At 62.7% G+C, this 23,558-nt stretch carries 23 protein-coding genes; 14 read left to right on the top strand and 9 right to left on the bottom strand.

Going from position 1 to position 23,558, the window contains the following annotated elements:
• Positions 1 to 33 precede the first annotated feature (33 nt).
• The 5 genes from ACYP01_RS02225 (at position 34) to ACYP01_RS02205 (ending at position 3,856) form a co-directional block, all read left to right on the top strand.
• Complete coding sequence (locus ACYP01_RS02225) at positions 34 to 672, top strand: carboxymuconolactone decarboxylase family protein (RefSeq protein WP_459678466.1); 639 nt, start codon at positions 34 to 36, stop codon at positions 670 to 672.
• Positions 673 to 737: 65 nt separating this feature from the next.
• The gene (locus ACYP01_RS02220) at positions 738 to 1,133 is read left to right on the top strand and encodes a TOBE domain-containing protein (protein WP_003940157.1); all 396 of its coding nucleotides are present in this window, start codon (positions 738 to 740) and stop codon (positions 1,131 to 1,133) included.
• 25 nt (positions 1,134 to 1,158) lie between these two features.
• Positions 1,159 to 1,968 carry a molybdate ABC transporter substrate-binding protein gene (gene modA / locus ACYP01_RS02215; protein ID WP_459678464.1) on the top strand — a complete coding sequence of 270 codons (810 nt, stop codon included), beginning with the start codon at positions 1,159 to 1,161 and terminating at the stop codon, positions 1,966 to 1,968.
• Positions 1,965 to 2,774 (top strand): ABC transporter permease, encoded by an 810-nt coding sequence (locus ACYP01_RS02210; RefSeq protein WP_020970514.1) that lies wholly within the window; start codon positions 1,965 to 1,967, stop codon positions 2,772 to 2,774. The genes modA and ACYP01_RS02210 overlap by 4 nt, the downstream gene beginning before the upstream one ends.
• Positions 2,771 to 3,856, top strand: coding sequence for a sulfate/molybdate ABC transporter ATP-binding protein (locus ACYP01_RS02205; protein ID WP_378504532.1), 1,086 nt, complete (start codon positions 2,771 to 2,773; stop codon positions 3,854 to 3,856). Before ACYP01_RS02210 ends, ACYP01_RS02205 begins: the two co-directional genes overlap by 4 nt.
• Here ACYP01_RS02205 and fadD11 read toward each other — a convergent pair.
• The 7 genes from fadD11 to ACYP01_RS02170 are packed head-to-tail and all read right to left on the bottom strand — an operon-like array spanning position 3,832 to position 12,101.
• A complete protein-coding gene (gene fadD11, locus ACYP01_RS02200; protein WP_459678461.1) occupies positions 3,832 to 5,634 on the bottom strand; it encodes a fatty acid--CoA ligase FadD11 in 1,803 nt (600 codons plus the stop codon). The genes ACYP01_RS02205 and fadD11 overlap by 25 nt on opposite strands.
• On the bottom strand, positions 5,631 to 6,593 hold the full coding sequence (locus ACYP01_RS02195; RefSeq protein WP_064073968.1) for an SDR family oxidoreductase: 963 nt from the start codon (positions 6,591 to 6,593) through the stop codon (positions 5,631 to 5,633). Before ACYP01_RS02195 ends, fadD11 begins: the two co-directional genes overlap by 4 nt.
• Positions 6,594 to 6,597: 4 nt before the next feature.
• A complete protein-coding gene (locus ACYP01_RS02190) occupies positions 6,598 to 8,031 on the bottom strand; it encodes an aldehyde dehydrogenase family protein (protein ID WP_047270965.1) in 1,434 nt (477 codons plus the stop codon).
• Positions 8,028 to 8,528 carry an SRPBCC family protein gene (locus tag ACYP01_RS02185; protein WP_054826303.1) on the bottom strand — a complete coding sequence of 167 codons (501 nt, stop codon included), beginning with the start codon at positions 8,526 to 8,528 and terminating at the stop codon, positions 8,028 to 8,030. Before ACYP01_RS02185 ends, ACYP01_RS02190 begins: the two co-directional genes overlap by 4 nt.
• Positions 8,525 to 9,616: a PDR/VanB family oxidoreductase gene (locus ACYP01_RS02180; protein ID WP_007733536.1), complete on the bottom strand. Its 1,092-nt coding sequence runs from the start codon at positions 9,614 to 9,616 to the stop codon at positions 8,525 to 8,527. Before ACYP01_RS02180 ends, ACYP01_RS02185 begins: the two co-directional genes overlap by 4 nt.
• On the bottom strand, positions 9,613 to 10,545 hold the full coding sequence (locus ACYP01_RS02175) for a metal-dependent hydrolase (protein ID WP_459678458.1): 933 nt from the start codon (positions 10,543 to 10,545) through the stop codon (positions 9,613 to 9,615). Before ACYP01_RS02175 ends, ACYP01_RS02180 begins: the two co-directional genes overlap by 4 nt.
• Complete coding sequence (locus ACYP01_RS02170) at positions 10,545 to 12,101, bottom strand: flavin-containing monooxygenase (protein WP_042921712.1); 1,557 nt, start codon at positions 12,099 to 12,101, stop codon at positions 10,545 to 10,547. Before ACYP01_RS02170 ends, ACYP01_RS02175 begins: the two co-directional genes overlap by 1 nt.
• A 183-nt stretch (positions 12,102 to 12,284) precedes the next feature.
• Between ACYP01_RS02170 and ACYP01_RS02165 the strand changes: the two genes are divergently transcribed.
• Together ACYP01_RS02165 and ACYP01_RS02160 are read left to right on the top strand one after the other, a co-directional pair.
• On the top strand, positions 12,285 to 12,941 hold the full coding sequence (locus tag ACYP01_RS02165) for a TetR/AcrR family transcriptional regulator (RefSeq protein WP_322001648.1): 657 nt from the start codon (positions 12,285 to 12,287) through the stop codon (positions 12,939 to 12,941).
• Positions 12,938 to 13,564 carry a TetR/AcrR family transcriptional regulator gene (locus tag ACYP01_RS02160; RefSeq protein ID WP_030535343.1) on the top strand — a complete coding sequence of 209 codons (627 nt, stop codon included), beginning with the start codon at positions 12,938 to 12,940 and terminating at the stop codon, positions 13,562 to 13,564. Before ACYP01_RS02165 ends, ACYP01_RS02160 begins: the two co-directional genes overlap by 4 nt.
• A gap of 4 nt (positions 13,565 to 13,568) precedes the next feature.
• On the opposite strand, the gene ACYP01_RS02155 is transcribed toward ACYP01_RS02160, so the two are convergent.
• On the bottom strand, positions 13,569 to 14,747 hold the full coding sequence (locus tag ACYP01_RS02155; RefSeq protein ID WP_003940501.1) for an acyl-CoA dehydrogenase family protein: 1,179 nt from the start codon (positions 14,745 to 14,747) through the stop codon (positions 13,569 to 13,571).
• A gap of 187 nt (positions 14,748 to 14,934) precedes the next feature.
• On the opposite strand from ACYP01_RS02155, the gene ACYP01_RS02150 reads away from it, so the two are divergent.
• Positions 14,935 to 16,656, top strand: a complete 1,722-nt coding sequence (locus ACYP01_RS02150) for an FUSC family protein (protein ID WP_459678454.1) — start codon at positions 14,935 to 14,937, stop codon at positions 16,654 to 16,656.
• Here the strand turns inward: ACYP01_RS02150 and ACYP01_RS02145 are convergent.
• Complete coding sequence (locus ACYP01_RS02145) at positions 16,632 to 17,594, bottom strand: sigma-70 family RNA polymerase sigma factor (RefSeq protein ID WP_054831257.1); 963 nt, start codon at positions 17,592 to 17,594, stop codon at positions 16,632 to 16,634. The genes ACYP01_RS02150 and ACYP01_RS02145 overlap by 25 nt on opposite strands.
• 277 nt (positions 17,595 to 17,871) lie before the next feature.
• On the opposite strand from ACYP01_RS02145, the gene ACYP01_RS02140 reads away from it, so the two are divergent.
• The 6 genes from ACYP01_RS02140 to ACYP01_RS02115 form a co-directional block, all read left to right on the top strand.
• On the top strand, positions 17,872 to 18,951 hold the full coding sequence (locus tag ACYP01_RS02140; RefSeq protein ID WP_459678452.1) for an ABC transporter substrate-binding protein: 1,080 nt from the start codon (positions 17,872 to 17,874) through the stop codon (positions 18,949 to 18,951).
• Entirely contained in the window at positions 18,948 to 19,769 is an 822-nt protein-coding gene (locus ACYP01_RS02135) for an ABC transporter ATP-binding protein (protein WP_003940477.1), read from the top strand. Before ACYP01_RS02140 ends, ACYP01_RS02135 begins: the two co-directional genes overlap by 4 nt.
• Positions 19,762 to 20,634 (top strand): ABC transporter permease, encoded by an 873-nt coding sequence (locus ACYP01_RS02130; protein WP_459678449.1) that lies wholly within the window; start codon positions 19,762 to 19,764, stop codon positions 20,632 to 20,634. The genes ACYP01_RS02135 and ACYP01_RS02130 overlap by 8 nt, the downstream gene beginning before the upstream one ends.
• Positions 20,635 to 20,665: 31 nt before the next feature.
• Positions 20,666 to 22,012 (top strand): LLM class flavin-dependent oxidoreductase, encoded by a 1,347-nt coding sequence (locus ACYP01_RS02125; protein WP_042921792.1) that lies wholly within the window; start codon positions 20,666 to 20,668, stop codon positions 22,010 to 22,012.
• A complete protein-coding gene (locus tag ACYP01_RS02120) occupies positions 22,009 to 23,241 on the top strand; it encodes an MFS transporter (RefSeq protein WP_042451237.1) in 1,233 nt (410 codons plus the stop codon). Before ACYP01_RS02125 ends, ACYP01_RS02120 begins: the two co-directional genes overlap by 4 nt.
• Positions 23,242 to 23,254: 13 nt before the next feature.
• Positions 23,255 to 23,558: LLM class flavin-dependent oxidoreductase (locus tag ACYP01_RS02115; RefSeq protein ID WP_459678446.1), on the top strand; the 304-nt coding region annotated here is incomplete at its 3' end.

The raw sequence follows: 23,558 nt of genomic DNA, 5'->3' as shown, positions 1-23,558 counted from the left end.
AATCCGGTGCCCCAGAACATACGGAGGCTTGCCATGACTCGCATTCCCGCAGTGACACCGTCAGAAGCCGGTCCGTTGATCAAAGTGGCATACAAATTCGCCGCCAGGCAGTACGACGAAGTCCCCGAGCCCTTTGCCGTCCTGGCCAACCATCGGAAATTGTTCGTCGCGGCTGCCCGTCACGAGATGGCCGTGCAGAAGGCGTCGAAGGTGCTGCCGTCGAACATTCGTGAACTGGCCGTCTATCGCGTCGCCTGGACTGTCGGCTGCTCGTGGTGTGTCGACTTCGGGACGATGCTCTCGCGCTTGGACGGTTTGGACATCGACAAGTTGAAAGAGATCGCGAACTACCGGGATTCATCGAAGTACAGCGAAGACGAGCGGGCCGCGATCGCCTACGCCGACGCCATGACCGGTGACCCCCATGGGGAGAACGGGGTGACGGACGAACAGGTCGCGGATCTCGAGCGCAGGTTCGGGCGAGCGGGCGTCGTGGAACTGACCTATCAGATCGGGCTCGAAAACATGCGCGCCCGGATGTATTCGGCGTTGGGGATTACCGAGCAGGGGTTCAGCACCGACTCCTGCCGTGTGCCCTGGGCAGAAGAATGGTGCGCTGATTCGTCTACGGCAACTATCGACAATGCTCCGCAGATACGTGATCATGATTGACTAGTTCACGCATCTGCGGAGCATTCCGGCTTGTTAGGTCCGCACTTGCGACCTACGATCACCTGGTGCCCAACATTCGAATCCGCGAAGCTGCCGGCCTGCTCGGTGTCAGTGACGACACCGTCCGGCGGTGGGTCGACGGTGGGCTTCTCACCGCGACGACGGACGACTCCGGCCGCAAGGTCATCGACGGTGCCGAGTTGGCGGGCTTCGCCCGGTCCAACGCCGGACCCGCACCGGCCGATCCGCTCACGGGTGCGAGTTCGGCCCGCAACCGGTTCGCCGGCCTCGTCACCAAGGTCGTCACCGACAAGGTGATGGCTCAGGTCGAAATGCAGTGTGGGCCCTTCACTGTCGTCTCGTTGATGAGTACCGACGCGGTTCGGGAGCTCGGACTCGAGGTCGGGAGTATCGGAGTCGCAATCGTGAAGGCCACCACGGTCATCGTGGAAACGCCGTAGTTTTTGAACATACTGGAGGAAATTCGTGAAGCGTGTAGTCGGACTTGTTGCAGCAGGTGCCTTTTCGCTTGCCCTGGTGACCGGTTGTAGTTCCTCCGACAATTCTTCGTCGGAGACGTCGTCGGCCGCTCCGACCACAACCACTTCGAGTGAGAGTGCCACGGGAAGCATCACCGTCTTCGCAGCGGCGTCACTCAAGAACAGCTTCACCGAACTCGGCAAGGAATTCGAGTCCGAGAACCCTGGTTCATCGGTCACTTTCAGCTTTGCCGGGTCCTCGGACCTCGTCGCTCAGATCACTCAGGGCGCACCGGCTGACGTGTTCGCCTCGGCTGACGCCGCCAACATGACCAAGGCCACCGACGCCGGCGTCGTCGCGGGGTCAGCCTCGGACTTCGCGAGCAACACCTTGACGATTGTTGTGCCGCCGGGCAATCCGAAGGGCATCGCGTCGTTCGCCGATCTGGCAAAGGAGGGGACGCAACTGGTGATCTGCGCTCCGCAGGTCCCTTGTGGCGCGGCTACGAAGAAGGTCGAGACGGCCACAGGCGAGACCCTCTCGCCCGTCAGCGAAGAATCGTCGGTGACCGACGTTCTCAACAAGGTGACGTCCGGGCAGGCCGATGCCGGCATCGTTTACGTCACCGACGCGAAGTCCGCTGGTGACAAGGTTCAGACCGTCGCGTTCCCGGAAGCCACCACGGTGGTCAACCTGTACCAGATTGCGGTGCTGAAGGATTCGAAGAATTCGGGAACGGCAACCAAGTTCGTCGATCTCGTGAAGGGGCCCAAGGGCCTGGCAGTTCTGAGTGACGCGGGATTCGCTGCCCCGTGACACACCTAAGACCGGCGGTCCGGGCTCCGCTCGGGTTGCCGGTATGGATTTACCTTCCGGCGCTGATCGGCGGAGCGTTTGTCATCGCGCCCTTGGCGGCGATGCTGGCCACCGTGCAGTGGTCGCAGTTCTGGGAACTCGTGACTTCCGAATCGTCGGTTGCCGCGTTGAAACTGAGTTTGAAGACAGCAGCGATGAGCACGCTGCTGTGCATCCTGTTCGGGGTACCGATGGCCGCGGTGTTGGCGCGCAGTCATTTTCGGGGACTGTCCGTTCTTCGATCGTTGATCCTGCTCCCGCTGGTTCTGCCGCCCGTGGTGGGCGGTATCGCGTTGCTGTACACGTTCGGGCGCAAAGGGTTGATCGGTGAGCAGCTGGAAGTGCTCGGCATCCAGATAGCATTCTCGACAACCGCGGTGGTCCTGGCGCAGACGTTTGTCGCGCTACCGTTCCTCGTCGTCAGCCTCGAAGGTGCGCTACGCACTGCGGGCACACGATACGAGGCCGTAGCCTCGACGCTCGGAGCCCGCCCGACCACCGTGCTTCGCCGGGTGACTTTGCCGCTGGTGCTTCCCGGTCTGGTGTCAGGGGCAGTGCTGGCTTTCGCTCGCGCACTGGGGGAATTCGGTGCAACGCTGACGTTCGCGGGAAGTCTGCAAGGGGTCACGCGTACCCTGCCGTTGGAAATCTATCTCCAGCGTGAGACCGATCCGGATGCAGCGGTAGCGCTTTCGCTGGTGTTGGTCGTAGTCGCGGTGGTCATCGTGGTTGCGGTGCGTGGACGAGGATCGGCGGGTTCGTTGTGAGTGGCCTCCACGTCGACATCGAGATTCCGGAGCGCGACGTCGTTGCGACGTTCGACGTCGCGGCCGGTGAGGTGACCGCTGTCCTCGGACCGAACGGCGCAGGCAAGTCGACGGTACTGGCGGCGATTGCCGGACTACATCACCCGCGGCGTGGGTTGATCGAACTGAATTCTCGCGTTCTCACCGATACCGGTAGGGGAGTCGCGTTGGCGCCGCATCGGCGCGGCACTGCTCTACTCGCGCAAGAGGCACTTCTCTTTCCCCACCTCAGTGCGGCCGCGAACGTGGCGTTCGCGCCGCGCAGTGCAGGGCGGTCGCGTCGCGATTCCGCCGATTCCGCGCGCCACTGGCTCGACGCAGTCGACGCCGCCGAATTGGCTGACCGCAAGCCGTCACAGCTCTCCGGCGGTCAAGCGCAACGAGTCGCAGTGGCGAGGGCATTGGCTGCTGAACCCGAACTACTCCTGCTCGACGAACCGATGTCTGCGCTCGACGTCGCCTCCGCCCCGGCATTGCGGTCGTTGCTGCGTAGGGTGCTCCGAACAGGAGATCGCACGGCCGTGCTCGTCACGCACGACGCTCTGGATGCGCTGGCCCTTGCCGACACCGTTGTCGTGCTGGACGGCGGCCGGGTCGTCGAACGTGGTGACGTACGAACAGTTCTGACTCGCCCGCGTAGTGCATTTGCAGCACGCATCGCAGGGATCAACTTGCGCAGCGGCACGATGGCCGGAGACGGAATGCTCAGAAGTCCGGTCGGGGTGGATATCGCGGGCCAGACGGAGACCGACCTACCGGCCGGCAGTGCCGCCGTGGCAGTCTTCGAGCCGCGAGCAGTGTCGGTCTACCTGGATCCGCCTCACGGGAGCCCACGAAACGCGTTTGCGGTCACGATCGCGGAGATCGAAAATCGAGGCGATGTCGTCCGAGTCCGAGCCGAGGACGAAGCCGGCCAGCCGGGCTTGTCTGCCGACATCACGGCGAGCGCAGCGGCCGAGCTCGATCTGGTTCCGGGATCGGCCGCTACGTTTGTGGTCAAGGCCACCGAGACGCTGATCTATGCGCAGGGCGCAGGCTCGTAGACGTCCTCTACGACCGAATCCGCATAGAGGGCTGCAATTTCGGGCGCGTACTTCTCGGCTATCGGCTTGCGCCTGAGCTTCATCGTCGGTGTCAGCTCGTCGCCGCCTGGCTCCCAGAACGTGGTGAGTACGTGAAACCGCTTGATCTGCTCGGCCCTCGACAGACGCGAGTTTCCCTCGGCGACAGCAGTTGCAACGATGTCGACGATCCGAGCGTCCTTGGCGAGTACCGCGGCCTCGGCCGCAAGTCCCAGTGAGCGTGCCGCTCCGACCGCGGCGTCGGCGCTGAGAGTGATCAACGCTGTGTTGAACTTTCGGCCGTCTCCGATTGCCACGACCTCACCGATCAACGACGACGACGTCTTCACTGCGGTCTCGATGGCAGCGGGGGACATGTTCTTTCCCGACGCATTGATGATCAGCTCCTTCTTGCGATCGATCACCGTGAGGTATCCGTCTGCGTCGGCCGTGACGATGTCTCCGGTCGAAAGCCAACCGTCTGCACTGATCGCTTCGGCCGTTTTTGCCGGTTCGCCGCGGTACCCCTTCATGACCAACGGTCCTCGAACCAGTAGCTCACCGTCCGCCTCGATGCGCATTTCCATGCCTGGAAGCAACTTTCCGACCGTTCCCAGCTTGGTCGGCTCGGCCGGTGCGGTGCTCGCAATGCATGTCAGCTCGGACATTCCCCAGATCTCCGAGATCGGAACTCCCAGGGCTGCAAAGAATGCCAAGGTGTCCGGCGGAATCGGTGCGGCGCCAGAGATGGCCCACTTCAGTTCGGCAAAACCGAGTTTCGCACGCAGTGCGGAGAGGACCATTGCATCGGCTCGGGCGTAGTCCGCTTCCAGTTCGGCGGGGACTGTTTCACCGGCTCGCAAGTGTGCGAGCCGAGTGCGACCGACGTCGAGTGCCCACTGCAATGCCGCTCGCCGCGCGTCGTCCGGTTCGTTGGCGACGGCCGATTCGACTGCAACCTTCAGCTTTTCCCACACACGGGGGACGCTGCCCCAGATCGTGGGGCGACAGTCCGGAAGCGCAGCCGCTACCTGGCTCGGATCCGGCACGACAGTGATCTGGGTGCCGAACACCATTTGCATGTACAGGCAGGTGAGCCGATCGGCGATGTGCGCCGACGGCATGTACGAGGTGATGCGGTCACCGAACTCGACGGGGAGTACAGCACTGACGGCGGTGGTTTCGAACAACAGACAGGCATGAGTCGTCTCGACGCCCTTGGGGTTGCCGGTCGTGCCGGAGGTGTAGATCAACGTGGCGACGTCGTTCGGTTTCACCGCACGCCAGGTGCTCTCGAAATCGAAATCGGCGGCAGCAGAGGACTTCATCTGCTCCAGCGTCAGGGTGCCGGACTGCTGGGCAGACGGTTGCGCGTCGACGACCACGATCGTGTCGAGTGTGGCACCGGATCGGCGAACGGTATCCACGTACTGGGCCTCGCAGACGAGCACTCGCGCACCGGAATTGGCGAGGATGTACTGGATGGCTTCGGGTGCCGACGTGTTGTAGATGGAGAAGGACGTCGCGCCGAGGTGTTGGGCGCCGACGTCGATCGGGTAGAACTCGATGCGGTTACTCATCATCAATGCAACCGTATCGCCATGTCCCACGCCGATTCCGGCCAATCCCGCGGCAACATCGCGAACCTGTTCGCCGTACGCGCGCCACGTCAGTGTTCGCGCATCGCCGATGTCTCGCAAAGCCACCGCGTCGGGCGCTACCGCCGACACTCGCTGGAAGGCTGCACACAACGTAGTCATGATGTTCTCCTGGATGCCTTTGGCAGGGCTGATGCATTCGTCGGGGCCGCAGCGGTGGTTCTGTCTTCGAGTTCGCGGATCAGGTCGTGTGCCTGTTTGTCTTTTGCCAGGTAACCGTCGGCAAGGACATTGATGAAACCGCGTCCCCACGCCCAGGGTTCCCAGGCAGCGGGGGCAAGGGTCCGGGCGGCGCGGCGCGCGATCGCGTCGGCGATCACGGTGGCGGCACGGTCCGGGGAGATTCGATGACGGAGGGGACCAGGTAGTCGAGCGTCGAGTTTGCGCCCGATCTCGTCGTCGTCGAGTGTTGCGCGTGCAAGTTGTGTATCCACCATCCCGAAGTACGCGATGCCGGCAGTAGCGCCGTAGCCGGCAACCTCGAGACGCAGCGCCCGGCCGAGCGCTTCGACCCCAGCCTTGCTGATCATGTACGAAGCGCCGCCCAAACCGGGGGCGAACGACGCCGCCGATGACACGACGACGATGTGCCCACTGTTGCGGATCACCTCGTCGATGGTCGGATGCACGGTGTTGAAGACGCCGGTGAGATTGACGTCGAGCACACGATCGAAGGCGTCGGGATCGATCTGGCGCAATGTTGCCGGGGGAGGGGTGATTCCGGCGTTGGCCACTACGACGTCGATTCTGCCCAGCTGCTCGATGATCGTTTGCACGGCTGCGGTCATGCCGTCCCGATCTCGGACATCGGCCGTCACCGTCACGACTCGCTGTGACTCGAATGAGCGCTCGGCCGTTGCCAATGAACTCTCGTTGACGTCGACCAGTGCCACGGTGGCCCCACGCCGGTGGAGAGTGCGCGCCAGCGCTGCACCGATACCGTCGCCTCCACCGGTGATCAGTACGACCTTCCCGGCGACGTCGTAGTCGAGTCGGCGTCCGGGCAGTGGAATGCCCAGATCGCGGACTGTTCCCGCAATTGCGGACAAGCGTCCCGTCATTGCTTCAGTGCCTTCCGTGTAGTGCGCGGATGAGAACCTTGACCAGCCAGTCGATTCGGGCGGTCCGTCGAAACGTCGTCAGTGGTAGGGGCGAACGGAATCGTTGCCGAGTCGTCGAACGAGCGTAGGTGAACTCCTTCAGACCATCTGGGCCGTGAACGCGTCCGAAACCAGATGCTCCGACCCCACCCAGTGGCAGGTTGGGAACCGCGGCATACATCACGTAAGAGTTCACCGACGCTCCTCCGGATCGGAGCCGATCGGCAACAGCCGCTCCGTCCTTGCCGAACACGCTTGCTCCCAATGCGTATGGCGACGCATTGACCAACTCCACCGCCTCGTCCATCGAGGCGACCTTGGTGATCGTCATCGTCGGGCCGAAAGTTTCCTCCGTGACGGCGAGGCTGTCTTCGGGGACGTCGACCATGATGGTCGGTTGCACGTACTGGCCGGAGATCGAGCCGAGCCCTCCGAGAACGACACGTCCACCCCGCGACATCGCGTCGTCGATGTGGCGCCGGATTACAGCCACTTGCGAGGGCATGGTGATCGGACCGATCTTGTCTTCGGCACCCGGACCCGCATGAACTCGGGCAGCCAAAGTGATTGTCTTGTCGATAAACTCGCCGTAGACATGTTCGTGCACGTATACACGCTCGACGCCCAGACAGGTTTGACCGGAGTTGGACAATGCTCCCCACACCGCAGCATCCGCGGCGGCACCGACATTTCCGTCGGCATCAAGGATGAGCGCGTCCTTACCACCACATTCCATCAACACCGGTGTGAGGGTCTCGGCGCACGCTGCCATGACTTTCTTGCCCGTCGCGGTCGATCCGGTGAACCCGATCTTGTCGACACCGGCCAGGCACAGTGCCGCGCCGACCGAACCATCGCCCGTGACGACCTGCAGCACAGGATGTTCAGGGACGACCTCGGCGAAGGCGCGGCCCAACCATTGCCCGACTGCCGGTGCGAACTCACTCGGCTTGTAGACCACGGCGTTGCCTGCAGCCAGCGAGAACGAGAGCGAACCGAGTGGGGTGAAGACCGGATAGTTCCACGGACCGATCACACCGATCACCCCGAGAGGTCGATACTCCACCGAGGCGGCCTGATTGACCGTCAACAAACTGGAGCGGACGCTGCGCCTGCCCAGTACCTTTCGGGCATTCTTCGACGCCCACGCGAGATGTTCGAGTGCCATGGCGATTTCGAGCATCGCGTCGGGGTGCGGCTTGCCCATGTCCCGGTGCACGACGTCGGCGAGTTCGGATGCTCGACGAGCGATGATTCCTCGCCACCGATCCAGTCGACGAGCGCGTTGCTCGAATGTCAGTTCTGCCCACCATTCGGAAGCAGTACGGGCGTCGCGCACTGCCTGTGTCACCGTGTCGTCGGACGCCTGTGTGGTCGTGTCGATCTCGGTCGCCGTCATCGTGGAGTTCCTTGAAGTGTGTGGTGGACGGCGCCGTCGGCCCAGCCGCGAGTGACGCGTTCGAGGATCGGTCGGGACAGAGACAGAATCGGGGCGAGCCACGGCTCCGCTTGGACAGCGAAGGTCCAGGTGAGGCGGCTGCCAGTCGAAGTCGGTTCCAGCACCAGATCTTCGGCGAAGCGTTTGAACCCCGGAAGTGACGCCGACTCCACGTAGAACGTCATCCGACGCCCCTCGTCCCAGCGGAAGAATCGCTCGTTCAGTGCAGCAAAAGCGCCGGCTCGCACGGTTCGCGTAGTCCCGACGCAGAATGGTCTGTCCGAGGTCCAGTCGGCTCCGGTGATCCCGTGCGCCCACGACGTGAGCGCTCCGTCCGAGGTCAACGTCTGCCACAAGCTTTCACATGTCGCTTCGGATTCGATCCGGTGAGTGATCACCAGCGGAGCGGAGCGGATGAAGGCTGCGTCGGCCGCAGAAAGAGAGAATTTTCCCTTCACAGGTCCACCACCAAAGACCCACCGGTGGAACGTGATCGACAGGTCAACATCGAACCAGTACGTTCGGATTCGGTGAGGAGGGTGTCTCGATGCTCGACGGTCCCGGAAAGCACCCGGACCTTGCATGTACCGCAGAAGCCCTGTTGGCATGAATACGCTACTCCGGGAAGTACGCGTCGTATTGCAGCCAATGCACTTTCGGACTCGCCCACATCGACGGTGAGACCGGTGCGCGCCAGATGCACCGTGAACTCCTTGCCGTCGACTACCGGGAGTGGGGAGAACCTCTCGCTGTGCACCGATCCGGTCGGGTTGGCGGCGAAAGTTGCCGCACGCACCGTGTTCATCAGCGGAACCGGTCCGCACGTGTACACCGCGGCACCTGGATCCGCAGCAGCGACGAGTGTTCCGATATCCGTCGGACCCAGCTCGTCGTCGGGTCGGATGGTTACCCGGCCGCTGGAATACTCCTCGATCTCGTTCAGGAATGGCATAGCTGCCCGAGTTCGTCCGAGATAGTCCAATCGCCACGGGACTCCGCGGCGGTGACAGCGTTGCACCATGGGAAGTATCGGAGTGATCCCGATTCCGCCCGCAACAAAGAGGTACGACGGAGCAGTGACAAAAGGAAATGCATTCCGCGGCCCTCGTACGTCGACAACCATTCCGGGTTTCAGCGACTCGTGTATCTCGCGGGAGCCGCCCCCGCCTTCGTCGATCCGCCGGACGGCGATCCGATACGAGGTCAAGTCGTCGGGGTCTCCGCACAACGAATACTGTCGTTGTCTTCCCGAGGGGAGAATGACGTCTAGGTGAGCGCCGGGAATCCACGACGGCAGGGTGATTCCTTCCCTCGGGGTCAAGGTGACACTCAGGACGTCTGCGCACTCGAACCGGACGGACTTCACGTCCAGCGTCATGTCGAATCCGCTGTAGCGGACCGGGTTGGGACGCGAAAGTATCTGCGCTGCAGGACTTGACGCAAAGATTCGACGGTATGCGCTCGTCGCCTGTGCGGCAATCCTCAACGACCGGGTCGGTGTGAAGTCTTGTGCGTCGTGAGGACGGTCGGCAGTCGTCTTGTTCATCCTTCACTCTTTTCGGAAGAACGATTGGCGGCAGGTGAGCGAGCGAGGTAGCGCATGGCTACGTCCATGTCCCCGATCTGGGACGGATGGAAGCTCGGCCGCAGATACGGAGGAATCTCGGTGATCAGGAATTTCATGTTCGGGACCAGGCCGCGGCGAGTGGCGCTGATCAGTTGCAGAGGCCACAGGCGGCCCTTCGCCTTCGACGGGTCCTGCCGGAAGAGGTAGTTCATCGAGGCGATGAACAACACGAACAACGTGAAGCTGGCGAGCAGCGCCGTGCGAACGCGGCGGGCGTAGCTACCGTCCACGTACATGTAGGCGTCGAAGGCCACGTTGCGGTGCTCGACTTCCTCGGCGCCGTGCCACTTGACCATGTCGAGCATCGTCGGGTGCATGCCGGCATCTTCGAGGGCGGGATCGGTGAGCAGCCATTCCCCGACCACCGCCGTGTGGTGCTCCATCGCGGCAAACAAGCCGAGACGTTCACAGAGCCAGGCGTGCTTGGCTTTTCCGGTCAATCCTTGGTCGCCCAATATCTTGTCCACGAGCCAGTCCATCCGGCGTGACATCGGTTTCATGTCCATGCCGAGGTCCGCAAGATGCTCGCGTGCACCTTTGTGCGACGACGCGTGTGTTGCTTCCTGTCCGACGAATCCCACCACCTCTTCGTGCAGGCGGGGGTCCTCGATGAGCGGGAGTGCTTCGGCGAGCGTTGCGGACATGGCCCGCTCTCCCTCGGGCAACACGAGATGCATGAAGTTGATGACGTGGGTGACCATCGGTTCGTTCGGCACGTAATGCAGTGGTACGCCGTCCCAGTCGAATTCGACGTCACGGGCGGCGATCGCATGTGCTTCGTCGGTGTATCGGCGCGCGCCGGACGGTGCGACGACGGGTGTGCCTCGGAAGGCGTTGATGCCGAGCATTATCGGCTCCTCACGGTTTCTCGGGCAGTGGTGAGTGATTCGGACGAGACGGGTTGTACCTGCGCGTAGTGAGCGAGGTCGGCTCGTTTGGTCCTGGTGCGGAAGGATCGGTTGAATCCGGGATAGAAGGTGTAATTGCGGCCGCCGTCGACGAGGTAGTAACTACTGCACCCGCCGGCGTTCCATACGCTGGTGGCGAGTCGGCGGTCGGTCGCGCGCACGAACTCTCTCTGCACGTCTGCCCGGACGTCGATACTGCCGATGCCGCGCTCGTCCATTTGAAGAATGCAGCTCACGATGTACTCGACCTGCGCTTCGATCGTGACGACCTGCGAGGTGTAGACCACGGAATTGGGGCCGAGGATCATGAAGAAGTTCGGAAACCCGCTGATGGTGGTGCCGAGGAAGGCCTCGGCACTGCCGTTCCACGTCTGCGCGAGGCTGCGGCCGTCCTTGCCCCGGATGATGTCGAACGACGGGTTGTCTCCCATACGAAAGCCGGTTCCCATGACTATGGTGTCGACTTCCCGGAAGGCGCCGTCCGCGGTGAGGACTCCGCGCTCCTGCACCTCGACGATTCCGTCCGTCACCACCTCCACATTGGGTGACGCCAGCGCGGGATAGTAGGTGTTCGAGAACGTCGGACGCTTGCATCCGAATGCGTAGTGGGGGAGCAGCTTTGCGCGAAGCTCCGGGTCCCGCACCTGCCGGCGAAGGTGTGCTCGGCCGAGTGCGGCCAGCCCTTTGAGCAGTGACGGCTTGTACACGAATCCGGGTACCAGGGCTTCTTGGAGCAGGTCGAGTCCCTTGCGTGCCAGTCGTTGGGTGAGCGGCACCCGCTCGAAGAGAGCGCTCGGCCAGCCGGTCATCGGCTGATCCGGGTGCGGCAGGATCCACGTCGGTGTCCGCTGGAACACGGTCAACGTGTCCGCGAGCGGTTGCAGTCTGGGGATGATCTGCACCGCAGAGGCACCGGTGCCGACCACGGCTATCCGCTCACCGCGAAGGTCGTGGTCGTGGTTCCAGTCCGCGGTGTGGAACATCTGACCACGAAACGATTCGAGCCCGGGAAGGTCGGGTGTGGCGGGGGCACTGAACGGGCCGGTGGCCGCGACCAGGAACTGTGTCTCCCACACGGTTTCCGCAGTGTGTACCCGCCAGATCTGGGCTTGCTCGTCCCACGAAGCTTCTGTCACGTCCTGGTTGCAGTGGAAATGACCGGCCAGTCCGAAGCGATGGACGCAATCCCGGAGATAGTCGTAGATCTCGGGCTGTAGCGGATACAGCCGCGTCCAGTTCGGATTTGGCGCAAACGAGAACGAGTACAGAATCGACGGGATGTCGCACTGTGCACCGGGGTAGGTATTGACCTGCCAGGTCCCCCCGGGCTCCGCGGCACGTTCCAGAACGACGAAGTCGTCGATCCCGGACTGCTTCAAGCGGACAGCCGTTCCGATGCCGCCGAAACCGGCTCCGATGACGACGACTCGTGTTCGGCGAGTTCGAGTTTCCTCGTCACCGGCCGATGGCCCCGAGGTTGGGTCGATGTCGACCATGTGTGACGCCTCCTGATTGGTGCGTGAACAACTGAACGAAGAGTAAGTCTGACATCAAGTGATGTCAACAGCGGTTGATGTCAGAATTCAACTGATTGACATCGGGCGATGTCAGTTCGCTTGCGGAGGTCGCCGCGATAACCTGAGGTCGAGAGCGCTGCCGGTCAGTGAGAACATGGGGACATGACGGATACCGAGGCTCGGCGCACCGGCCCGCGCAGGTGGCGTGGGCAGGAACCGGAAGATCGCCGCGCCGCGCGCCGGACACAGCTGATCGAAGCCGGGTTGCAGATCATGGGCACCGAGGGAGCGGCCGCCGCGACCATGCGTGCAACCTGCCGCGAGGCCGCGCTGACCGAACGGTACTTCTACGAGAGCTTCGCCAACCGTGACGAACTGCTGGTCGCCGTGCTCGACGAGGTCGTTCTCGGTGCGCGTGACACTATTCTGGACGCTCTCGAGGCGGCGCCTTCCGCACCGTCGGCCCTGATCCGCCACGTGGTGAAGGCCTTCACCAACTACGTATTCAAAGATCCTCGACGTGGACGCATCATGTTCGTCGAATCCCAGGCGGAACCTGCGCTGTGGGATCGAGGGCGAGAATTGATGGCGGAGTTCACGAATCCGATTTCCGCGTCGCTCGAGCTGATGTACGGCGGCGAGGCAACCGACTCCGCGAACTCCGAACTCAATTCGGTGGGGCTGTTCGGTGCCCTCGCGTTCATCTATCAGGCGCACACCCCGTCCTCCAAGATCTCTCGAAAGCGTTTGGTGGAGCACATTTCGCTCATGGTCGAGGCGCAGGCGACGGTCAACAGCACGCCCGCGAGAAAAGAATGACGTCCGCGTCGGCCACAGGCGGAAGGCGTCTCGGTCCCGAAGACCGGCGTGAGCAGATCATTGTCAGCGCGGCAAAGGTTTTCGAGGAGAAGTCTTTTGCCGACGTCTCGATGACCGAGTTGGCCAAGGCGGCTGGGGTCGGACGTCCGCTGCTCAATCATTACTTCGGCTCCAAGCGTGAGTTGTATCTCGACGTCGTGCGGCGGTTCGTCTTCATTCCCGAAGTGGCGGTGGACCGCATTCCGCGATCGGCGAGCCAGGAGAAGCGGATCGGCGCCGTGATCGATCGGTGGCTCGACGTCGCCTGGCGTCATCGCGACATGTGGATCTCGACAGTCATGTCCGACGACCTCCGCCGTGATCCCGAGATGGATCGGATCCTCCAGGATGCTGACGACGTTGCTGCGCGACGCATGATGGATGCGCTCGAGATTCGACCGAGTGAAGGCAGCGAGGCTGCTGTTCATTCGATGATCGTGGCGTACGGAGGCTTGGCGAAGGCCGCCAGTAAGCAGTGGTTGGTGACGGGAGCCCTCGACCGCGAACAGGTGCACCTTCTGCTGGTACGCAGTTTGCTCGCCATCGTGCGTGACGTTCTGCCGGCGTGCGAGGCGGATTCCTGATTGCTCAGAGTGATCTCGCCACGAGGTCCTTCATGACTTCGTTCGATCCGGCGTAGATTCGCTGAATACGAGCGTCGGCATACATCTGAGCGATGGGATATTCGAGTATGTAGCCGTACCCGCCGTGTAGTTGCACGCAGCGGTCGATCACGGCGCACTGCTGATCGGTGAGCCAGTACTTGGCCATCGCGGCGGTAGTCGCATCGAGCTGCCCGGCAAGGTATTTGACGATGCAGTCGTCGATGAACGTTCGTGAGATACGAGCGATGGACGCGCACTCGGCAAGCTCGAAGCGCGTGTTCTGCAGATCGAAGAGCGTTTGCCCGAACATGTTTCGGGATTTGGTGTACTCGACGGTGAGGGCGACTGCACGATCCATTGCCGCAGTGGCTGCAACTCCGCAGATCAATCGTTCGGGCAGTAGCTGCTGCATCAGCTGGGCAAACCCTGTGCCTTCGCGGTCCCCGAGCAGGTTTGTTGCAGGCACCCGCAAGCGGTCGAAGAACAGCTCGGTGGTGTCCTGGCCCTTCTGTCCGACCTTCTCGAGTATTCGCCCGCGCTCGAAACCCGGTGTGTTGTCATCGACCTCGGCCACGATGAGCGACACTCCACGCGCTCCGAGGCTGGGATCGGTCTTGGCGGCGATGATCACCAGATCACAATTGCGACCGTTGGAGATGAAGGTCTTTGCGCCGCTGATCAGATAGTCGTCACCGTCGCGGACGGCTCGGGTGGTGATGTTCTGCAAGTCGGATCCGGTGCCGGGCTCGGTCATGGCGATTGCGCCCACCCACTCGCCACTCACCAGCTTCGGTAGCCAGCGCAGTTTGTGCTCGTGATCGGCGTAGGCATTGAGGTAGTGCGGCACGATTCCCGAGTGCACGCCGAGTTGGAGTGAATGATCACCCGCCATGACCTGCTCGTGGAACAGCACGGCGTCGTGCGCGAAAGTTCCTCCTCCGCCGCCGTACTCGGTGGGGATCGACATGCCGGCGAGCCCGAGCGCCCCGAGTTCTCGATATGCGGATTTGTCGGGAAAACCTTGGGACGCGAAGCGTTTCTGATGCGGTGTGACGTGTTTGGCGAAGAAGTTCCTTGCCAGGTCGGCCACGGCCTCCAATTCGTCGTCCATCCACGGGGACCGTCGTTCTGCGGTCCGGGTTGCGGTAGATCCTTGCGTCATCGTGATTCTCCCGATCGATGAAGTGCGACCCGCGAGCGGATCCGACTCCACCTATCATCCACACTGTTGACATAGTGTCAATAAAGGGGTGGTCGAATCGACCTCCGGACCCGCCTCGAATTCCACGTCGGCCGCCCGCAAGAATGGGACGACACAGACACGAACAGGCCGGCGCGAAGGATGGGCAGTGGACCCCGAAGAAACATCAGCGGGTCGCGAGTCCAACCTCCCGGCTCCGCGGCCGGCGCGCAGCGTCCTGTTCGGATTGCCGCCGGTGGGAAACAGGTACCCCGGAGCGGTTCGCGTCGCCCTCGCCCTGGCGATTCCGGCGGCCATCGCCACACTGCTCGGATTCGGGTCTGCTTCGCTCCTGGTCGGCCTCGGTGCATTTGCATCGATATACGGTGAGGGTCGTCCGTACCGGAGCAGGTGGAAGGCAGTCGGTATCGCTGCGACGGCGCTGACGATCCTGTCCTTCGTCGGGGCATCGGTGGGTGAGCCCGTCCACCGAGCCATCGCCGGGGGAGCGCCGACGGTGCTGCTCGTCTTTGTCGTGCTGATCATGGCCGTCGTGGTGTCGACCTGCGCCTTCACCGTCGACGCGCTTCGATTGGGTCCACCGGGCGCGTTCTTTCTGTTGCTCACCACCGAGATCAGTTCCGTGATCGCCACTCCCGGTCAGCCGCCGGTCGAGGTCGCGATGTGGACGGCAATCGGTGGGATCAGCGCGGTGGTCGTCTCGATGACGGGAATCCTGTGGGCACCGAGAGCTGTCGAACGCAGCGCTGTACAGGCAGCCGTCTCGGCCGTTGCGGAGTACACGGACGCTCAGGCGACGTACGCCCCACCCGAACTCACGCGAGACAAACGCCACGCTGCAGCACTTCGGCTGCACGACGCGTGGCAGTGCCTCTACCGCGGCGCAATCGTCGGGAAAGACCACCCGTTGACCCGTGAACTCGAACGAGCGCAGATCTCGATGGCCAGGGCGATCTCCGACGACCACGATCCGGAACTCATGGCCGACCCCGCGTTCGACGTCGACGACGTCGGTGCTCACCCGCCTCTGCCCGACCCGACGATCCGATATCGGTTCCTCCGCGCCTGCAATCGGTCCAGCCGAGCGTCGGTGACGGCACTTCGGCTGTCCATTGCCTGTATGGCGGCGGGAACCCTCACCGTCCTGCTCGGCATCGATCGCCCGGACTGGGCGGTGATCGCCGCGGCGATGGTCCTTCATCAAGGACCGGATCGAATACTGGGCACCTATCGCGGAATCCACCGCATCGGTGGGACCGTCCTCGGGTTGATTCTGTTGGGTGCCATCTACTCCTGGAGTCCGACCGGTCTGTGGTTGGTGGCGGTACTTGCAGTCCTGATGGCGGGGATCGAGCTGTTCCTGGTGCGGAATTACGGGATAGCCGTCATCTTCATCACCGCCCTCGCGATTCTCCTCGGCGCGGCCGGTGGTGCGCACGGGACCGTCCGACATCTGATCCTCAGCCGCATGCTCGAGACGGCAATCGGCGTCGTCGTGGCGTTGGTGGTCCTGTGGACGGTGGGGCGCGGTGCGCATCGACGCACTCTGATCTGGGTCGACGAACGGGCGGGTAGCGTCCTGTTCAAGCTGCTGACCGAAATTCGCGCGAGGCACTATGCACCACAGACGAATTGGTCGGAGCTTTCGGAGCTTCGTCGGGACCTGGACTTCGAACTGCGAGGTAGCGCGATGGCCGGGATCGACGCCGCCCACAACGAACCCGAGTGGGCGTCGCAGCAGTGGAGGACGCACACCGAATTGCATCATCTGGGATCGGATGTACTGCACCGACTGTGGTTCGGCACGCAGGTGTCCAGATCACACCTCGAGGAATGGGAGTCTCGCTACTTGCGTTCGGGTTCGGTGTGATCGAGCATCGGCACAGCGCTGAACTTGGCTGGATTCGCAATGTCGTAGGCCGCGCACACGACTCCGTCGCGGACAGTGAAGCCGGCAACGCGAGCGGCGAACTGCGGGTACTGGTCGTCCCCCGGTGAGCCGGCGAATACACCGCCGAGCTGTCCGTTGACGAGAACCGGTGACATCGAGAACACCGCTGCCGGTCCGTACTTGCGGGCCAATCCCAGATAGAACCGCGCCACACGATCACTGCCGCGCACGACGTTGACGGCCGTGCGGGTAGTTCCGCCTGCGTCACCGATCAGGACGGCATCGGGATCGAGTGCATCGATCACGGCGTTCAGATCTCCACTCGCGATAGCCGTCACCAATCGCTCGACGGCGGCAGCATGTTCCTCGCCACTGACCGGGGCCGGCGCCGAAGCTGCGGCTTTACGTGCCCGCGAGGCCAACTGGCGGGCAGTGGCTACTTCGATGTCGAGGATGCGCGCTACCTCGGCGAAGGGCACGTCGAATCCGTCGTGCAGGACGAAGGCAACGCGCTGAGCGGGAGTAAGAGTGTCCAGGACGACGAGGGCAGCAAAACGATTCTGTTCCTGCCTCACGACGTACTCGAGCGGATCGGGTGTCGCTGAGGGTGTGCCCGCGGTGGCGTCGACGGGCGTGACGATCGGCTCCGGAAGCCACTGTCCGACATAGCTTTCTCTTCTGACCGCGGCCGATTTGAGATGATCGAGGCAGATGCGGCCGACAACTGTGGTGAGCCATCCGCGCAGTTCGCGGATCTGCAACTCGTCGCCTCGCGTGTTTTCGGCAACTTGAAGCCGTATCCACGCTTCCTGCACCGCATCCTGAGCGTCGCTGAAACTTCCGGTGAGACGGTAGGCCACCGACGTCAGGTGGCCACGGTGTTGCTCGAAGTCCTGCGCAGTCGTCGGCGAAAGCATGCCCTCATGATACGGACCTCACACATTAAATCCGGCATGAATGTAACCGTTGACCCAGGTAGTGGGTGCCGACGTATGGTTTCGGCACTGCTCACGGCTCGATCCTGTCTGCACATTCATTGGAGTCTCACGTGTTTCGGTCTTTCCCGCTCATGTCGCTCAACTGTTGTCGTTGAACTGACATTCCCCACACCTGCCTGTGCCGAGCGCCGCACACGGCGCTCCGGACAGGTGTAGCCGAGAACTGAACCAATCATCTTCTACAGGAAGCAACTTCATGATTCGCCCTCGTTTCGCGCGCTCGGTAGCCGCGGTCGTCGCTCTTGTCACTCTGTCCAGTTCTGCCGTTGCCTGCTCGGGCTCCTCCGACGAAGTGGTCAAGACCGCCGACGGCAAGACCGTCCTGCGGTACGAGGGCAGCACCGGACAGGTCATCTACCCCGAACTGGCCGCTGACCTCGGCTACTTCAACGACGTGGAGCTCAACTGGATCGGCGATACGACCAGCGGCCCTCAGAGCATTCAGAACGCAGCGACCGGTCAAACCGAGTTCGGGGGAGCGTTCAACGGTGCGGTGGTGAAGTTGGCTTCCGCGGGTTCACCGATCACCTCGGTCATCGGGTACTACGGCTCCGACAAGGAGAGCTTCAACGGGTACTACGTTCTCGACGACAGTCCGATCAAATCGGCGAAGGACCTGATCGGCAAGAAGGTCGGGATGAACACCCTCGGTGCGCACCACGAGTTCGTCGTGCGTGAATGGCTTGCGCGGGAGGGGCTTACACCGGACGAGATCAAGCAGGTGGAACTGATCGTGGTTCCGCCGGTCAACACGGAACAAGCGTTGCGGCAGGGACAGATCGACGTCGCCACCCTCGGCTCGGTCTTCCGTGACTCCGCGCTCGAACGTGGTGGCCTTCGCGAGCTGTTCACGGACGAATCGTTGTTCGGCTCGTTCACCTACGGCACGTTGGTGTTCCGTGACGACTACATCGCGCAGAACAAGGAGGCGGTCGCCGATTTCGTGCAGGGAACAGCGAGGGCCATCCGCTGGACGCAGACACACCCACGAGAAGAAGTGGTCGCGAAGCTGACGTCGATCATCAACAGCCGCGGACGCAACGAGGACACCAAGCTCATCAGCTACTGGAAGAGCCCAGGAGTCGCCGGCCCCGGCGGAACGATCACCGATACCGAGATCAGCACGTGGATCGACTGGCTCACCCGTAACGGCGAACTCGAAGAAGGAAAGTTGAAGCCGTCGGACATCTACACCAACGAATTCAACCCGTACGCCAACGGAACGTATTCACCCGACAGCGGCGCTGACGGACAGGCACTGGAGGCAGCAAAATGAGCACAGAACCGAAACTACGGCTCGAGCACGTCACCAAACAGTTCGACATTCGTGGGACCGACGAAGTTTTCACCGCGGTCGAGGACATCAACATCGACGTGGCGCCGGGGGAGTTCCTGGTCCTCGTCGGGCCGAGTGGTTGCGGCAAGTCGACTCTGCTGGACCTCCTCGGAGGACTCAGTTCGCCCACTTCCGGTCGAATCCTTCTGGACGGCAAGCAGATCACGGGCCCAGGCTTGGATCGGGGAATCGTCTTCCAGCAATACGCGCTGCTTCCATGGCGAACTGCACGTCACAACATCGAGTTCGGACTCGAAGCGAAGGGCGTGAAGAAGAGCGAGCGACGCGAGCTCGCCGAGCATTACCTCGAACTGGTCGGTCTGCAAGGTTTCGCGGATCGCTATCCGCACGAGTTGTCCGGTGGAATGAAGCAGCGAGTCGCGATCGCCCGCAGCCTGGCATTCGACCCCGAAGTGTTGCTGATGGACGAACCATTTGCAGCGCTGGACGCACAGACGCGAGAGTCGCTGCAGGACGAGCTTCTGCGCATCTGGAAGGCCACCGGCAAGACGATCCTGTTCATCACCCACGGAATCGACGAGGCCATCTACCTCGGGCAACGTGTTGCAGTACTGACTTCGCGGCCGGGGCGCGTCAAGACGATCGTCGACATCGACATCGACCGGTCCGGCGACGACGTGCGATCAGGTGAGGAGTTCCGAGTGTTCCGGCACCGGATCTGGACGCTACTGCACGGTGAAGTCGAGCGCGCTCGGGCCGGCGAACTCGATCCTGCCAAGGAGGTTGCACATGTCTAGCGCATTGGCGACGCCGGAGGTGGTCGCCACTCCGAAACCGTTGGCCGACAAAACACCTGACATTGCGCAGCGGAGCCAGGCCGGCGGCAAAGCGGCGCGCTACATTGGTTCCATCGCCTGGCGGATTGCCAAGCCGTCGATTGCGATCGCGATCTTCCTCGGGATCTGGGAAGCGGCACCTCGGCTCGGGCTGGTGGACAAGGTCTTCCTCCCGCCCTTCACCGAAGTTGTGTCCGCATTCTTCACCCTCGCCGAGAACGGACAATTGCAAGAGCATGTTTCCGCCAGTCTGACGCGTGCGCTGACCGGCTTCTTCGTGGCCATCGCGATCGCGATTCCGTTGGGAATTGCGATCGCCTGGTACCGCCCGGTCTCCGACTTCCTCAACCCGATTCTCGAATTGTTCCGCAACACAGCAGCCTTGGCGCTGCTTCCCGTCTTCGTGCTGATTCTCGGAATCGGTGAGGAATCGAAGATCGCCCTTGTGATCTACGCCTGCACCTTCCCGATTCTGCTCAACACGATCTCCGGTGTGCGAACAGTGGACCCCCTGCTGATCAAGTCCGCTGCCTCGCTGGGGTTCTCCTCGATTCGGCTGTTCCAGAAGGTGGTTCTGCCCGCCGCTGTTCCCACGATCTTCACGGGTATCCGCATGGCAGCCGCGTCGTCGATTCTCGTGCTGATCGCCGCCGAAATGGTCGGGGCCAAAGCCGGTCTCGGGTATCTGATCACCGCTTCACAACTCAACTTCCAGATCCCGAACATGTACGCGGGCATCGTCGCGATCTCGTTGTTGGGTCTGACAATCAACGCGATTCTGGTCCTGATCGAACGTCGGCTCTCGCGCTGGCGCGTCACCACCTGACCACACATTCACGGAAAGATTCTGCGAACTCATGTCCGAACGACAATTTCATCTGAACGCCTTCCTGATGGGCGTCGGCCATCATGAGGCGGCGTGGCGCCACCCACGCACAAATGCGGCCAACCTCCTGGACGTCAAGCACTTCCAGGAATTGGGGAGAATCGCCGAGCGTGGAAAGCTGGACTCGGTGTTCTTCGCCGACGGTCTAGCAGTCGGCCCGCGGGTCAAGTACAACACCCAGGCGATCTTCGAACCCGTCACCTTGCTGTCGGCGATCGCGGCGGCCACCGACAAGGTGGGGCTGATTGCAACCGCGTCGACCAGTTACAGCGATCCATACACTCTCGCAAGGAAGTTCGCTTCCCTCGATCACATCAGTGGTGGACGAGGCGGGTGGAACATCGTGACGTCGGCCGGCGCCGACGAGGCCGCGAACTTCGGCCTCGATGCGGTACCGACGCACAGCGGTCGTTACGAGCGCGCCGAGGAGTTTCTCGACGTGACGCTCGGACTCTGGGACAGCTGGGAAGAGGGGGCAGTTGTCCTGGACGAAGAGACCGGAATCTTCGCCGATCCTGATCGTGTCCATCGCATCGACCATGACGGTCAACGATTCACGGTGGCTGGCCCGCTCAATTCGCCGAGGTCTCCACAGGGACGTCCGTTGCTCGTGCAAGCCGGTTCCTCCGAGAGCGGTAAGGACTTCGCGGCGAAGTATGCCGAGGCCGTGTTCACCGCTCAACGAACACTCGAGCAGGGGCAGGATTTCTACACCGACCTCAAAGCGCGGCTGATCAAGTACGGGCGTAGTCCCGACGAGATCAAGGTGCTGCCAGGCATCGTTCCCTTCATCGCGGATACGGAAGAAGAAGCCAAGGCACTGGAGCAGTCGTTCACGGATCTCATCTCACCTGAGTACTCACTGCGCCAACTCTCGAACATGGTGGGCGTCGACCTCACCGAGCATTCGCTGGATGCCCCGCTGCCACCGTTGCCGGACATCGATCGCATCCAAGGAAACAAGAGTCGATACCAGCTCGTCAAAGACCTTGCGGAGAGCGAAAACCTCACCGTCCGTGAACTGATCGGCAAACTCGGCGGTGGCCGTGGGCATCGGACATTTGCCGGGACACCGGAGCAGGTCGCGGACGAGTTGACCGAATGGTTCGACAAGGGCGCCGCGGACGGCTTCAACATCATGCCGCCCTATCTGCCTGGAGGGCTCGAGGTGTTCGTCGACCGGGTCGTGCCGATTCTGCAGGCGCGTGGGATCTTCCGGACCGAATACACGGAATCCACCCTGCGGGGTCACTACGGCCTCGATCGTCCGGCGAATCGGTTTTCGCGGGCCGCTGACGCGGCAGAAGTGAGCGCGTGACGGAAACACTGCCCAAGGAACAGCCGGCGATTGCCGGTCTCAAGCCACTCGTCACAACGGTTTTCGTACCGGCGGCCATCTTCGGGATCGGTCAGGGAGCGGCTGCCCCCATCATGGCCGTCACCGCGCGCGACCTGGGTGCATCGGTTGCCGTCGCCGGCCTGATCGTTGCACTCGGTGGTTTGGGCGCCGTACTCGGTGACCTCCCCGCCGGCAGGATCGTGTCGCGTTTCGGTGAGCGCAGGTCGATCATCGGCGGAAGTTCCTTGGGTGCAACAGGAGTGGTGATTTGTCTCCTTGCGCAGACTCCGTGGATGCTCGGTATCGGCGCACTGTTGACCGGATTGGCGAATGCGGTGTGGGGCCTTGCGCGGCAGAGCTACCTCGCCGAGACCGTGCCACTCGGTCTTCGGGCCCGAGCAATGTCGTCGTTCGCCGCGATGTGGCGGTTGGGTTTCTTCCTGGGACCGCTCATCGGGGCCGGCGTGATTCTCCTGGTGGGAGCGCGCGGAGGATTCCTCGTCCAGTTGGTGGGCGTCGTGCTCGCCGGGGCGCTGATGGCCCGCGTTCCCGACCCGCCACGAAAGGTGCAGGCAGGCAACAGTGATCACGGACACGTCACGCTCCCGGAGATCCTTCGCCGTCATCGTGCCGCTCTGTCGACGCTCGGGACAGGCTCCCTTCTGATGGGCGCCGCCCGCGCTTCGCGTGAGGCCGTTCTTCCATTGTGGGCATTGCACCTCGGATTGGATGCAGCCCAGGTGAGTGTGATCTTCGGTATCGGTGCGGCCGTGGACTTGCTGTGCTCGTACCCGGCCGGACACATCATGGACCGATACGGCCGCAGGCTGGTCGCGGTGCCTTCGCTGACGGTGATCGGTGTGTCGTACCTACTGTTGCCGTTCTCGACGGGTGCAGTGGGATTGACCGTGGTCGCTGTCGTGATGGGGATCGGCAACGGGCTGGGCAACGGCGTGATCATGACCCTCGGTGCCGATATCGCCCCGCCCGAAGAACGCGCCGAGTTCCTCGCTGCATGGCGATTGACTCACGACACCGGCATGTTCGGTGGGCCGCTCGCGATCGGTCTACTCGCCGCGGTGCTCCCACTCGGGTGGGCATTCGCCGCTCTGGGCGCGACGTCGTTCGCCGGCGCGGCGATGATGTTCCGCTTCATTCCGGTCTACTCTCCGCGGGTGTCACCCCGGTCGCGCGTCGGGAAACTGTAGGTAGGCTCGCTACATGCGATTCGGACTGTTCGTACCTCAAGGCTGGCGTCTGGACCTGGTCGGCATCGACCCCGCGAAGCAGTGGGAGGTGATGCGAGACTTCACGCTGCGCGCGGAGGCAGGGCCGTGGGAGTCGGTGTGGGTCTACGACCACTTCCACACCGTTCCCCAGCCGACGGAAGAAGCGACTCACGAGGCGTGGACGTTGATGGCCGCACTCGGTGCATCGACGTCGCGTATCCGACTCGGCCAGATGTGTACCGCCATGAGCTACCGAAACCCGGCGTACCTCGCCAAGGTCGCCGCGACCACCGATC

The sequence above is a fragment of the Rhodococcus sp. no. 34 genome (genome assembly GCF_054589475.1).
This window is presented reverse-complemented; position numbering and strand designations above follow the sequence as displayed.

Coding starts and splice junctions, on each gene's coding strand:
- ACYP01_RS02225 (WP_459678466.1), top strand. CDS start 34: ATGACTCGCATTCCCGCAGTGACACCGTCAGAAGCCGGTCCGTTGATC.
- fadD11 (WP_459678461.1), bottom strand. CDS start 5,634: ATGACTACGTTGTGTGCAGCCTTCCAGCGAGTGTCGGCGGTAGCGCCC.
- ACYP01_RS02195 (WP_064073968.1), bottom strand. CDS start 6,593: ATGACGGGACGCTTGTCCGCAATTGCGGGAACAGTCCGCGATCTGGGC.
- ACYP01_RS02190 (WP_047270965.1), bottom strand. CDS start 8,031: ATGACGGCGACCGAGATCGACACGACCACACAGGCGTCCGACGACACG.
- ACYP01_RS02180 (WP_007733536.1), bottom strand. CDS start 9,616: ATGAACAAGACGACTGCCGACCGTCCTCACGACGCACAAGACTTCACA.
- ACYP01_RS02175 (WP_459678458.1), bottom strand. CDS start 10,545: ATGCTCGGCATCAACGCCTTCCGAGGCACACCCGTCGTCGCACCGTCC.
- ACYP01_RS02170 (WP_042921712.1), bottom strand. CDS start 12,101: ATGGTCGACATCGACCCAACCTCGGGGCCATCGGCCGGTGACGAGGAA.
- ACYP01_RS02165 (WP_322001648.1), top strand. CDS start 12,285: ATGACGGATACCGAGGCTCGGCGCACCGGCCCGCGCAGGTGGCGTGGG.
- ACYP01_RS02160 (WP_030535343.1), top strand. CDS start 12,938: ATGACGTCCGCGTCGGCCACAGGCGGAAGGCGTCTCGGTCCCGAAGAC.
- ACYP01_RS02155 (WP_003940501.1), bottom strand. CDS start 14,747: ATGACGCAAGGATCTACCGCAACCCGGACCGCAGAACGACGGTCCCCG.
- ACYP01_RS02145 (WP_054831257.1), bottom strand. CDS start 17,594: ATGCTTTCGCCGACGACTGCGCAGGACTTCGAGCAACACCGTGGCCAC.
- ACYP01_RS02140 (WP_459678452.1), top strand. CDS start 17,872: ATGATTCGCCCTCGTTTCGCGCGCTCGGTAGCCGCGGTCGTCGCTCTT.
- ACYP01_RS02135 (WP_003940477.1), top strand. CDS start 18,948: ATGAGCACAGAACCGAAACTACGGCTCGAGCACGTCACCAAACAGTTC.
- ACYP01_RS02130 (WP_459678449.1), top strand. CDS start 19,762: ATGTCTAGCGCATTGGCGACGCCGGAGGTGGTCGCCACTCCGAAACCG.
- ACYP01_RS02125 (WP_042921792.1), top strand. CDS start 20,666: ATGTCCGAACGACAATTTCATCTGAACGCCTTCCTGATGGGCGTCGGC.